At 67.6% G+C, this 12,025-nt stretch carries 13 protein-coding genes; 1 reads left to right on the top strand and 12 read right to left on the bottom strand.

Annotated elements, in window-relative coordinates:
- Positions 1 to 10: 10 nt before the first annotated feature.
- The 4 genes from AC4OR5_RS00140 to pobA form a co-directional block, all read right to left on the bottom strand.
- Positions 11 to 865 (bottom strand): shikimate dehydrogenase, encoded by an 855-nt coding sequence (locus tag AC4OR5_RS00140; protein ID WP_023107576.1) that lies wholly within the window; start codon positions 863 to 865, stop codon positions 11 to 13.
- A complete protein-coding gene (gene aroQ, locus AC4OR5_RS00135) occupies positions 862 to 1,308 on the bottom strand; it encodes a type II 3-dehydroquinate dehydratase (protein WP_023107577.1) in 447 nt (148 codons plus the stop codon). Before aroQ ends, AC4OR5_RS00140 begins: the two co-directional genes overlap by 4 nt.
- Before the next feature lie 116 nt (positions 1,309 to 1,424).
- Entirely contained in the window at positions 1,425 to 2,930 is a 1,506-nt protein-coding gene (locus AC4OR5_RS00130; RefSeq protein WP_058160824.1) for an MDR family MFS transporter, read from the bottom strand.
- A gap of 174 nt (positions 2,931 to 3,104) precedes the next feature.
- Positions 3,105 to 4,289 (bottom strand): 4-hydroxybenzoate 3-monooxygenase, encoded by a 1,185-nt coding sequence (gene pobA / locus AC4OR5_RS00125; RefSeq protein WP_003084095.1) that lies wholly within the window; start codon positions 4,287 to 4,289, stop codon positions 3,105 to 3,107.
- A gap of 177 nt (positions 4,290 to 4,466) precedes the next feature.
- Between pobA and AC4OR5_RS00120 the strand changes: the two genes are divergently transcribed.
- The gene (locus AC4OR5_RS00120; RefSeq protein WP_058160826.1) at positions 4,467 to 5,333 is read left to right on the top strand and encodes a helix-turn-helix domain-containing protein; all 867 of its coding nucleotides are present in this window, start codon (positions 4,467 to 4,469) and stop codon (positions 5,331 to 5,333) included.
- On the opposite strand, the gene AC4OR5_RS00115 is transcribed toward AC4OR5_RS00120, so the two are convergent.
- The 8 genes from AC4OR5_RS00115 to AC4OR5_RS00080 form a co-directional block, all read right to left on the bottom strand.
- Positions 5,330 to 5,776: a GNAT family N-acetyltransferase gene (locus AC4OR5_RS00115; protein ID WP_058160827.1), complete on the bottom strand. Its 447-nt coding sequence runs from the start codon at positions 5,774 to 5,776 to the stop codon at positions 5,330 to 5,332. The two genes, AC4OR5_RS00120 and AC4OR5_RS00115, sit on opposite strands and share 4 nt — an antisense overlap.
- A 77-nt stretch (positions 5,777 to 5,853) precedes the next feature.
- The gene (locus AC4OR5_RS00110; protein ID WP_003112686.1) at positions 5,854 to 6,288 is read right to left on the bottom strand and encodes a CBS domain-containing protein; all 435 of its coding nucleotides are present in this window, start codon (positions 6,286 to 6,288) and stop codon (positions 5,854 to 5,856) included.
- A 164-nt stretch (positions 6,289 to 6,452) separates the two neighbouring features.
- Positions 6,453 to 7,094 (bottom strand): suppressor of fused domain protein, encoded by a 642-nt coding sequence (locus AC4OR5_RS00105; RefSeq protein ID WP_003084105.1) that lies wholly within the window; start codon positions 7,092 to 7,094, stop codon positions 6,453 to 6,455.
- A 267-nt stretch (positions 7,095 to 7,361) separates the two neighbouring features.
- On the bottom strand, positions 7,362 to 7,649 hold the full coding sequence (locus AC4OR5_RS00100; protein ID WP_021263260.1) for a hypothetical protein: 288 nt from the start codon (positions 7,647 to 7,649) through the stop codon (positions 7,362 to 7,364).
- Positions 7,650 to 7,740: 91 nt separating this feature from the next.
- Positions 7,741 to 8,217 (bottom strand): MarR family winged helix-turn-helix transcriptional regulator, encoded by a 477-nt coding sequence (locus tag AC4OR5_RS00095; protein ID WP_003145040.1) that lies wholly within the window; start codon positions 8,215 to 8,217, stop codon positions 7,741 to 7,743.
- Positions 8,218 to 8,257: 40 nt separating this feature from the next.
- Complete coding sequence (gene hudA / locus AC4OR5_RS00090; protein ID WP_058160829.1) at positions 8,258 to 9,748, bottom strand: UbiD family decarboxylase HudA; 1,491 nt, start codon at positions 9,746 to 9,748, stop codon at positions 8,258 to 8,260.
- 121 nt (positions 9,749 to 9,869) lie between these two features.
- Entirely contained in the window at positions 9,870 to 10,556 is a 687-nt protein-coding gene (locus AC4OR5_RS00085) for a YoaK family protein (protein WP_003106170.1), read from the bottom strand.
- Positions 10,557 to 10,719: 163 nt separating this feature from the next.
- On the bottom strand, positions 10,720 to 11,652 hold the full coding sequence (locus AC4OR5_RS00080) for a hypothetical protein (RefSeq protein WP_003084116.1): 933 nt from the start codon (positions 11,650 to 11,652) through the stop codon (positions 10,720 to 10,722).
- Positions 11,653 to 12,025 lie beyond the last annotated feature (373 nt).

The following is a 12,025-nucleotide window of genomic DNA, read 5'->3' as shown; positions in this document are numbered from 1 at the left end:
GAGGTGCCATTCAGTCGTCCAGGCTGGCGAAGTGCGCCTGCATGCGCGCGGCGTCAGCCTCTACTCCGCTGAACAGTTCGAATGCCTTCACCGCCTGGAACACCGCCATGGTGCCGCCGTCCAGTGTGCGGCAGCCGAGGGCGCGGGCCTGGCGCAGCAGCTCGGTTTCCAGCGGAAAGTAGATCACCTCGGCGACCCACAGGTCGGCGCGCAACAGTTCCGCCGGCACCGGCATGCCGGGCAGCTTGGCCATGCCCACCGGGGTGGTGTTGACCAATCCCTGGGCGTCGCCCAGGGCGCCGGCCAGGTCGCTGCCGGCGAGCGCTCGTGGCGCGCCGAAGTGCTGGTTGAGGTTGTCCGCGAGGGCCTGGGCCCGCGCCGGGTCGACGTCGAACAGGGCCAGCCGCTCGACGCCCTCGGCGAGCAGCGCATGGGCCACTGCCGCGCCGGCGCCGCCCGCGCCCATCTGCACCACGCGCTGGCGCGGCGCGTCGGCCAGGCCGCGCCGAAAGCCCTCGGCGAAGCCCAGGCAGTCGGTGTTGTGGCCGATGCGCCGGCCATCGCGCAGCACCACGGTGTTCACCGCGCCGATGCCGCGCGCCTCGGCGGAGAGTTCGTCGAGCAGGGGGATGATCGCCTGCTTGCAGGGGAAGGTGATGTTCAGCCCGGTGAAGCCGAGGTCGCTGGCGGCGGCGAGCAGGAACTCCAGGTCGTCCGCCGACTTGCCCAGCAGGTCGAGATCGATCAGCCGGTACAGATAGCGGATGCCCTGGGCGTCGCCTTCGCGCTCGTGCAGTGCCGGGGTCCGCGACGCCTGGATGCCGGCACCGATCAGGCCGGCGAGAACCGATCGCGGCGCGCTCATGCGGCAGCCTCGAAACGCTCGGCGAAATGTTCCAGGGCCAGGCGGTAGCCGAGGCTGCCGAATCCGCAGATAACCCCCAGCGCCACCGGCGAGACGTAGGAATGCTGGCGGAACGCTTCGCGCTGGTGGACGTTGGACAGGTGCACTTCGACCACCGGCAGTTCCACCGCGACCAGGGCGTCGCGCAGCGCCACCGAGGTGTGGGTCCAGGCGGCGGGGTTGATGACGATGCCGGCGACTCGGCCGCGGGCCTGGTGGATCCAGTCGAGCAGTTGGCCTTCCTGGTTGGTCTGGCGGAAGTCCACGGCGAAGCCGCGCGTTTCGGCGAAGGCCGCGCATTCGTCGGCGATTTCGCCCAGGGTCCGCCGGCCGTAGGTCTGCGGCTCGCGGGTGCCGAGCAGATTCAGGTTGGGGCCGTTCAGGACCAGTACCGTGCGCGTCATGGCGCAGCCTCCACAGCAATGATGTCATCGATGCCGGGAAAATGTACCGAACGGTTACTTTTGTAAACCGGACGCCGTCGCCAACGGGACGAAAGCGTTCGATTATCGGCGTCCGCTCACTCGCCTGCCGCCGGTTGCGTCGCGCCGCGGCCGCGCAGGGTCATGTCGGGCAGTGCCGAGGCCACCGCCAGGCCGAGCAGCGCCACCGCCGCGTTGATCAGGAAGAGCACCTTGAAGGCATCCGCGAGGACATGCTGGAGGATCACCCGGGCCGGCCCGCTGGCGGCGTCCAGGCTGCTCAGCAGGGCGCTCTCGGAAAAGCCCTGATCGAGCCCGCCGCCGATCCGCAGGTGCTTGAGCAGGGCCAGCAGGATCGCCGACATCAGCGCCACCCCGACCGCCCCGCCGAGGGAGCGGAACAGCGTCGCGTTGCTGGTGGCGACGCCGATGTGGCGTTGCTCTACGGCGTTCTGCGCGGCCACCAGGCTGGTCGGGAACTGGGTACCGATGGCGATCCCGGTGAGCAGCATGCACAGCCCGGACAGCCAGTGGTCGCCGACCGGGACCAGGGCCAGGCCGGCGATGCCGCAGGGCAGCAGGACGGCGCCGAGCAGGATCAGCGGCTTGTAGCGTCCCAGGCTGGCGGTCAGCCGCCCGCAGCAGTACGCGCCCAGCGGCAGGCCCATGACCAGCGGCAGCAGGTGCAGCGCGGCGCTGTCGGCGCCGGCGCCGGTAACGCTCTGGTAGCGCAGCGGCACCAGCACGGTCAGCGAGATGGCCTGGAAGCTGGCGAAGAACGCAACCAGCCAACTGAGGGTGGCGGCGCGGACGGCGAACAGTTGCATCGGCACCAGCGGTTCGCGGAAGCGCCGCTCCTGGGCGACGAACAGCAGCAGGGCGAGCGCCGCCAGGGCGAACAGGCCGACCAGCGCCGGGTCGCTCCAGGCTGCGCCCTGGCCGATCTGGGTGATGGCCAGGAGCAGCGCGGTGAGACCCACCACCATCAGCACGATGCCCAGGTAGTCGATCACCGGTTGCCGGCGCGGCACCGGCAGGCCGACCAGGGTCCGCCGCGAGATGGCCAGTGCGAGAAGGCCGATCGGCAGGTTGATCCAGAACACCCAGCGCCACGACAGGTACTCGGTGAGCAGGCCGCCGAGCACCGGGCCGGCGACGCTGGCGATGGCGTACATGCTGCTGAAGTAACCCTGGTAGCGGCCGCGCTCGCGCGGCGGGACGATGTCGCCGATGATCGCCTGGCTCACCGCCATCAGCCCGCCCGCGCCGACCCCTTGCAGCACTCGCGCCAGCACCAGTTGGCCCATGCTCTGCGCGAGCCCGCAAAGCAGCGAGGCGGCGGTGAACACGACGATGGCGAAGAGCATCAGACGGCGGCGGCCGTAGAGGTCGCCGAGCTTGCCGTAGATCGGCATCGATACGGTCATCGCCACCATGTAGGCGGAGATCACCCAGGCCAGCAGGTCGAGGTCGGCGAAGTCGGCCGAGATCGCCGGCAGGGAGACGGCGACGATGGTCTGGTCGAGGGCGCTGAGGAAGATCGACAGCATCAGGCCGGCGAGGACGGTACGGACGGCGGGCGGGTTCTGGGCGAGATCGGACAAGACGGCACCTGGGGCGGACGGAACGCGAAGGCAGCGGGCATCATACTGCGCCTGGGGTAGGACAGGTGCCGGGGAATATCGATCCGAGGGTCGTCTTTCGTCGATATTCGCCTGCGCCAACGTTGCGTCCCGCCTTGGGAACGGTGCCCCGGCGTTGCGCCGGGGTGGCGCGGCCTACTCGATTTCCTCGTAGGGCAGGCCGACATAGTTCTCGGCGATGGTCGCCAGGCCCGCCTCGGAGCCCAGGTAGTACTCCAGTTCGGTCTGCTGGATGCGCTGGCTGAACGCGTCGGTGTCGGGGAAGCGATGCAGCACCGAAGTCATCCACCAGGAGAAGCGTTCGGCCTTCCAGATCCGCCGCAGGCAGATCGCCGAGTAGCGCTCCAGCAGTTCGCCGCGCCCTTCGCGGTAGGCCTTCAGCAGCAGCCGGTAGAGCGTGCTGACGTCGCTGGCCGCCAGGTTCAGTCCCTTGGCGCCGGTGGGCGGCACGATGTGCGCGGCGTCGCCGGCGAGGAACAGCCGGCCATGCTGCATCGGCTCGACCACGAAGCTGCGCAGCGGCGCGATGCTCTTCTCCAGCGAAGGACCGGTCACCAGTTTCTCCGCCACCTCGGCCGGGAGGCGCGCTTTCAGTTCCGTCCAGAAGCGCTCGTCGGACCAGTCCTCGACCTTCTCTGTCAATGGCACCTGTACGTAGTAGCGGCTGCGGGTCGCCGAACGCTGGCTGCACAGGGCGAAGCCGCGCGGATGGTTGGCGTAGATCAGTTCGTGGCTGACCGGCGGGGTGTCGGCGAGCAGGCCGAGCCAGCCGAACGGATAGACCCGCTCGAAGACCTTCAGCCGTTCCGCCGGGATCGATTGCCGCGAGATGCCGTGGAAGCCATCGCAGCCGGCGATGTAGTCGCAATCCAGGCGCAGCCGTTCGCCGTCGCGTTCGAAGGTCACGTAGGGGCGCTCACCTTGCAGGTCGTGCAGGCGCACCTCGGCGGCCTGGTAGACGGTAGTGGCGCCGCAGGCTTCGCGGGCTTCCATGAGGTCGCGGGTGACCTCGGTCTGGCCGTAGACCGTCACCGTCTTGCCGCCGCTCAGGCGCTTGAGGTCGATGCGCCGGCGCTGCCCGGCGAAGGCGATCTCCACGCCTTCGTGGACCAGCCCGTCGCGCGCCATGCGCCGGTCGACGCCGGCCTCGCGCAGCAGGTCGACCATACCCTGTTCCAGCACGCCGGCGCGGATGCGGCCGAGCACGTAGTCCGGGGTCTGGCGTTCGAGGATCACGTTGTCGATGCCGGCCTTGTGCAGCAACTGGCCGAGCAGGAGGCCGGACGGACCGGCGCCGATGATGGCGACTTGAGTCTTCATTGCGGATAGCCCTCTCGCTGTTATGGCTGGCCGGCGGCGCATGTGCCGGCGCTGATCTTGTCTGGAGGTGGCTGTATTTTTGTTTGTCGTGGGGTGCTATAGAAGGCAAATTGCCGATCTATTTCTGGACTTTTATAAACTCTGTTCGGCAATCGGCTATTTCGCTCGGAGGGCTCGATGACGGATTCCACCCGCGACGTCCCGGTGTTCAAGCTCTACGGCGCGCCCCTCGAATGGCCGACCCCGGACCTGCTGCACTGCGAGTCGATCCCCGCCCGCAGTCGCCTGCACGACTGGGAGATCAAGCCGCACCGGCACGCTGATCTCGCTCAGTTGCTCTACGTGCGCAAGGGCTGGGCGCAGCTCCAGGTCGAGGGCGAGCCGACTCGCGTCGAGCAGCCTTCCATCCAGTTCGTACCGCCGTTGTGCATCCATGGCTTCCAGTTCTCCGAGCGCATCGACGGCTACGTACTGACGCTCGCCGCACCGTTGCTGGCCCGCTTGCAGGCGCACCTCGGCGCGCAGCGCCAAGCGCTGGAAGCGCCGGGGCTGTACCCGGTGGGCGCGGACCGGCGCTATATCGACACGCTGTTCGACGCCATAGACGGCGAGTACGCCGGCACTGCGCCGGCGCGCGAGCTGTTGTTGCAGTCGCTGATCGGCGTGCTGGCGGTGTGGCTGGGGCGGCAGGTGATGGTCCGGCGGGCGGAGGCACGGCCGGGTCGCGGTCAGGAATATCTATCGGCCTTTTCGCAACTGGTCGAGCGGCATTTCCGCGAGCACCTGGGAATCGACGAGTACGCGCGTCGCCTGGGCATCTCCCCGGCACACCTGAACAGCGTGGCGCGCCGCCTCAGCGGGCAGACCGCGCTGGGCATCGTGCACCAGCGCCTGCTGCTGGAGGCCAAGCGCGACCTGGTCTACACCGCGATGACGGTGAACGAGATCGCCGACCGCCTCGGCTTCAGCGAGCCGGCCTACTTCACCCGTTTCTTCAAGCGCCTGAGCGGCGTCTCGCCGAGCGTTTTCCGCAAGGGCGACTAGTGTTCGCGGCGCAACTGGACGATCTCCAGCGCGCGCCTCTCGTCGTCGCGCGGACGTCGGCCGCTCTCGACGAAGCCGCAGCGTGCGTAGAACCCCAGCGCCTCGCGGTTGGCGGCGTAGACCTCGACCTCCAGCGCGCCCTTCAGGGTTGCCGCGTGCTCCACCAGTTGCCGGCCGATCCCGCGCCCGTGGGCCGTCGGGGCGACGAACAGGCCGCCGATGAAGGCATCGAGCAGGCCGATGAAGCCCAGCGGCGTATCGCCGTCCAGCGCCAGCCAGGTTTCCGAGGCATCCAGATAATGATCGCGAACCAGTGCCTTCTGCTTCTGCAACTCGGCTTCGCCGAGGAAACCGTGGCCGACGCGCGAGGCCTCCAGCCAGATGGCGAGGGTGGCATCGCGGTCGGCGGGAATGTAGCGGCGGATCTTCGGCGGAGAGGGCATGGCGGCAGCTCGCAACGGGAACAGCCGCGGATTATCGCGTGAGCCGGCGGGAAAAGGGCAGGTCCGGCATGTACGCTTCAGTCGCCGCGGATGTACTGTTCCAGTTGCTGGATCAGCTCGGCCTGCTCGGCGATCGCCGCCTTGACCAGGTCGCCGATGGACAGCAGGCCGAGCAACTGGCCGTCTTCCACGACCGGCAGGTGGCGCAGGTGGCGATCGGTCATCAGGTTCATGCAGGTGTCGACGCTCTGCTTCGAGTCCACGCTGACCACCGGCGCGCTCATGATCGCGCTGATCGGCGTACCGATGGACGAACGGCCCTTGAGGACCATCTTGCGCGCGTAGTCGCGCTCGCTGACCACCCCGACCACCTCGCCATGGTTCACCACCAGCAGCGCGCCGATGTTCTTTTCCGCCATCAGGCGCAGGGCGTCGAGCACCATCTCGTCCGCTCCGATGGTGTACACCTGCTGGTTCTGCTTGGCGTTCAACAGTTGTGCCACGGTTTTCATGCGCGCCCCTCCGGAGCCGTTCTCACGTCCAGCAAGAATCGTAGACGGCGAGCGGATCGGCAAGCGGGGAAAACGGCATCGAACCGATTGAAAAACGTCATCGCCGGCTTCCCCGACGAAGGTAGGGCCTGGCGACGGGCCTCTTGCTCCGGTTGCCCGGCGACCTAATGCAGTATCCGCTCGAACCCTTCCGGACGTTGGCCGGTGACGTAGCAGTGGCGATGCCGGTCGAGGCTGAGCGGATGTCCGGCGTCGTTCAGCACTTCGGCGATGCCTTCCAGGTGCTTGTTCACTTTCACCTGGTATTCCTGCTCGGTCAGCGGCACGACCCAGAGCAGGTCGACCGGATGGGCGGACAGGTCGAAACCGTCGAACAGGGCGGCATCTTCGCCCAGCGGGGTCGGCAGGAGAAGGAAGTGACGCAGCAGGCTGTGCTCGTAGAGCGGGAAACCGAATGCCACGCTGTGTCCGTGGCCGAGGGCCAGGCGTTCGTGGAACGGCAGGCCGGCGAGCCACTGCAGGTGGCGCAGGTCCTCACCGCCGAGGACGTCAAGGTAGCAGATCAGCTCGCTGGACCAGCGCGCGCTGCCCATATAGGGCGCGAAGTGCATCCGTGCCTGGCTCATCCCCGCGGTGATCACCACGTGGTGCGGGCGCCGGCTGCTTTCCAGGCGGTAGCCGAACACCGCCATTTCCGGTGCCGTCACGCAGTGCCTCCAGAAGTCACGGCAGTCCAGGACGATGCTCGGCGCACAGCCGAAATGGTCGTCGTATTTCTCGCGCAGCCGGGCGATGTAGTCGTTCATCTTCAGTCCTCGGAGTGGGGCGGGTAGGGCCGGACATGGGCAGGCGCCGGAGGCGCGTCCGTTGCCATGCGAGGGCAATCCAGTCATGGCCGATCCTCGTTGCCGTTGGGTGACCAATGGAATGCGAACGGCGACTGCCGAGAAATCGGCTCGTTCCGAGAGAGGCGAGAGGCTTTCCTTCTTGGTGCGTAGGAAAGCGCTGAGGGCAGCTGAGGGTATCTGTCGGGAACGGAAAAAAGCCCGTCGGGAACGGGCGAAGAGGGAAGCTTACCAGGGCAGCGGGAAGTGGCCTTCCGCGCGCAGGTAGTCAGGATCGGGGGTGAACGGGTCGATCTTCTGCCGCTCGCTGCAACCCTGGCGTTCGCAGTCCCGCAGGCGCTGCAACGGCGAGCGGTCGTCGCGCTGGATGCGGATGCCCGTGGCCGGCGCGCCGTCGGAAAGGCTGTAGCTGCGGCCGCTCTCGCAACCGGGCAGGATCAGGCAAAGGCAGAGGAGCAGGGTGGTGTGCGGGTGTCGTGGCATTGCGGGTCGAATGGGCTTGCGAAGGCCGCCCATGCTATCAATCGGCCAGCAAATAGGGGGCCGGATGGACAGTCCATGACCGGGATGAGAGTTGCTTCGCAAACCCGGAGATGCCCTCGAAAGGCTATTGCGTCACGCGGGAAAGCCCGTCGAAGGCCCGCAGCAACTTGCCCAGGACGAGGGTCAGCGCCTCTTCTTCCGGGCCGGCGCCGAGACCCGCCAGCAGCCTTTCGTCGAGCCCTGCGACCTGTGCCAGGGCCTGCTCGAACACCGCCTGTGCCGCGGGGCTGCGGCGCACCAGCACGGCGCGCCCGTCGTCCGGATCCGGCAGGCGGCTGACCCAGCCGCGCCGCACCAGCCGTTCGATGGTCCGGCCCAGCGCAGTGCGGTCGGTCTGTGAGTGCTCGATGAGCACGCTCATCGGCACGTCACCGTCGAAGGCGTGGATGATCCGCAACGCACGCCATTCATGCAGCCCCAGTTCGAGAGGGGCAAGCAGGGCGGTGAGTTGCCGTTCGCGCTGGCGGACGATCTCCGTCATCAGGTACAGCGGGCCTTGGGGCAGCCCCAGTGCGTTCGTCTCGGTCATTGGCCCGGTCACCTTCCTCGATCCTCTTTCGCCAGGGCGGGGATTGTAGTGCTCAGGCGTCGCCGAATCCGTAGTCGCTCCAGCGTTCTTCGACTCGCCTGCGCAGCGCCGTCGGATAGGCGTGGCGGAACGACGCCGTAGCGGCACGCATTTGCCCGGCGAACTGTTCCGGGTACAGGCAGTTGATCACCAGCCGACCGCCGCTGCCTCGTGCCTTGTCCTCGGCATCGAGGTAGGGAACCATCGGGAAGTCACGGATCTTCGGGAAGGCGAAATGGTCGTGCAGCGGATGCGCGCGGGTCGCCAGCGCCCATACCACCTGGTCGATCTCGGTGACGTCGATGTCGTTGCCGACCAGGATCAGCTTCGGCACCAGGTGTCCGGCATGCGAGCCGAAGACGGTCTCGGCGACCCGTGCGGCGAAGGCCGCGGCGTCGGTGCCCAGGGCCGCCAGGCGTTGCACGTCGATCGACAGCACGGCCCAGCAGGTCGCCGCCTCGTAGGAGCACCAGACCATGTCCACCGGCAGTCCGGCGTTCTGCGCCACGTCCAGCAGTTGCGCGGAAATCATGGTGCCCCAGATGGTGTGGTTTTCCTCCGGTGGCGTGCCGGCGACGCAGATCGGCAGGATCGGCTGGTCGCGGAAGCTCAGCGCATGGACGTGGAACAGCGGCTGCGGCTTGCCGGTGGGGAAGGAATAGCCGTGGTATTCGCCCATCGGGCCTTCCAGCGCGGTTTCGTCGAGGCTGATCTCGCCCTCCAGGACGATCTCGGCATTGGCCGGAACCCACAGGCCGTTGGTCTGCGTGCGCACCACCTCCACCGGCTCGCCGACCAGGGCGCCCACGTAGCCGGCTTCGCTGACCCCCTCCGGCAACGGCATACCGGCCGCCGCGAGTGCCGCCGGCGGTGCGCCGAGGGCCATCGCCCAGGGCGTCGGCTTGCCCAGGCGGCGCCATTGCTCGCGGATGATGCCGATGTGCTGGGTGGGAATGGTCGGGCCCGCCAGGGTGTTGCGGTCCACCAGCATCAGCCGGCCCACCGACCAGCTGTCCCAACTGCCGTCCGGCGTCTGTACCACGTGGAAACCGTAGGTGCCGAAATAGCGGCCGCCGTCCTGCTCATGGAGCAAGGGGACCGGGAAGCGGGTCAGGTCCACCTGCTCGCCGAGCCAGACGTTTTCCTGCACCGGCCCGCGCTCCAGCCGGCGCGGCGCGATCGGTTCCGCGCGCATCGCGGCGCGCAGCGTGGCCACGATGTCCCGTGGCCCGCTGTGTTCCGGCAGGCCGAAATGCAGCGCCAGGCGCGAATGGGCGCGGGCCCTGTCGGCGCGCAGGCCGGCCGGCGCGCCCAGTACCCGCGCGCCGGGCAGGCTGTCGCGGATGTTGTGGAACAGCGGGGCGGGTGCGCGGCGTTCGTAGACCCGGCGGGTGATGGCGCCGATCTCCAGGTCGGCGTCGACCTCGGCCCGCACGTCCACCAGGTCGCCCTGGCGACGCAGGTGGTCGATGAAGTGGCGGAAATCCAGGGCGCTGCGGTACATCGGCTCGCCACTCCATATAAGTGCGTGTGCACGCATCATATTGAGGGGGTCCAGGCGAGGTCAAGAAGTGCTGCGCTCCGTTTCGGGGGTCGTGGCACGCGGCAAACCCCGCAGTGGCCGCTCAACGCACCATATAGTCCATCTGCCATGGCCGCGGAATCACCAGTGCCAGCAACGCGAGAAGAGCCGCCAGCGCTGCGCTCGCAGCCATCGCCGCGAGGCCCAGTTGCTGTTCCAGCAGGGCGCCGAGCACCGCGCCGACGCACATGCCGCTCCAGGGCACCAGTTGCACCCGCCAGCCGTTGCGCCGCTCGCCCAGCAGCCAGCGGCCGAGGCCGCGGCCGAAGCGGGAGAGGGCGCCCGTGACGTAGGTCAGGCCGATGGGCAGGCCGTTGACCTGCTCGACCACGGCGTTGAGCATGCCCATGGCGAGGATCGCGGCGACCAGCGCCGGCACGTTCCAGTCGAATGGCCAGACCGCCGACAACGCCAGCAGCATCGCGCAGCAGACCAGGATCGGCGCCGCCCGGCGCCCGCTGAAGCGCGCCAGTATCACTCCCAGCGCGTTGCCGACGACGAAACTGGCCAGGGCGACGCTCAGCCGCACCAGTCCGCCGAAGTCGCCCTCGCCCAGCGATACCGCCAGGCGCGTGGTGTTGCCGCTCATGAAGGAAACGAAGTCGCCGGTGGCGAGGAAACCGATGGCGTCGGTCATGCCTGCCAGTACCGACAGCCCGGCCACCAGGCCGAGCCCGACACGCCCGCGCGTCCGCCGCAAACGAAGGCGCCGCGCGCTGCTACCCACCATGCTGTCTGGAAGCATCCGGAGAAACCACCCGCAGGAAGAGAAGGTCCGCCCCAGTGCGGACTCCCGATCTTAAGGCTCTCCCCAGGGAAAAGGCCAGGGGCGAGGCGGAGCGTCTGGGGCCGAAGATCCTGGGCAATCGGCAATGACAGTGCGGGGCGGGGCCTCAGATATCGAATACCGGTACCTGGTTTCCACCCAGTACCTCGATCTTGTCGGTCCGGTAGACCACCATCGCCTTGCTGCAGGTCACCGTGGAACGACCCTCTTTGCTGGCATTGAGATACACCGTGCCCTTGCCGGCGTAGACCGCTCTCGCGTTGGCGGCGATGCGCAGCTCGAGGGCCGCCGCTTCTCCGTCCTCGTCCCCGGCGAAGTCGCACCCGTAGAGGGCGATGGCCAGTTCCTTGCCGAACAGTTCGAGAAGGGTCGCACCAAAGGCCTGGGGCTCGACGAACTGCTTGCCCTGGACACGCCGGGCCATGACGTCCGCGGTGCTATCGCCGTGGGGGTTGCCCAGCCAGAGTTGGCCAGCCGTGCCGTGGGTGGCGATGAGGATCGTATCGATGAAGTACTGTTCGCCGCTCTCCGCGGCAACCTTGCCTAGATCCCGAACCAACTGGGCGTAGTTGGTATCGGCCTTGATCGCGAAGGCCGGCTTGTAGAGCTTGTTCCGAGCATAGGCGACGACCGCCTCCGCGAAGGCGCTGCCGGAGTCGCCTCTCCGGATCTCCTGCTGGAAGTCGTGGTAGATGACCAGGACCGCCCCTTTCCTGACCGGGCCGCTGAGCCCTCCCTTGACGATGTCGAGGGCGAAACGGAAATTGGCGCTGAGCACCTGGGACGCATGGGTAGGAAAGGTATCCGTATCGGTCAGCAGTTCTACTTCGGTACCGACCAGCACCTCCTTTCGTTCGTCGCCCTCCGCCCAGGGCGTGTCGTCCACATCCGTTCCGTAGATCCTTGCGTCCAGGTCGACCTCGACGAGCGTACTCACTGTGAAGGGCACCAGAAGCTCTTCCGGGCCGAGTCGATTCTTGACCACGGCGCCCTTGCCTTGCTTGGCGATTTTCGTGACTACGCCATGCCATGAGCGCATCCTGTTGCTCCTGTGGGAGTCCTGGTAGGAACGGCATCCGAGCATGCAGAACTATAGACGTGAAACGGCCAGCCCCGAGGAACTATCCGCCGATCGACCCTCCATCTGGCCCCGGCCTTGAGTGCCATTCCCGGCAGGACAGGATCGGTTGCTCTGGTCTCTGTGGCGAGGGACAGGCGCCGCTCGGCGGAGCGGGTGGCGGCGAGGCAGGTCTGAAAGCAAAAAGCCCGCACAAGGCGGGCTTCTGGAAGATGGCGCATCCGGCGGGATTCGAACCCACGACCCCTGCCTTCGGAGTCCTAAAAGTCACCCTTTACGATCAAGACGTTAGCGCAAAATAGCCGGAAAATCAAAAGGTTGGGATAGCCAGAGT

The organism is Pseudomonas sp. YA1, from assembly GCF_058680555.1.
Note: the sequence above shows the minus strand (reverse complement) of the source record. Positions and strands in the feature narration are given on the sequence as shown.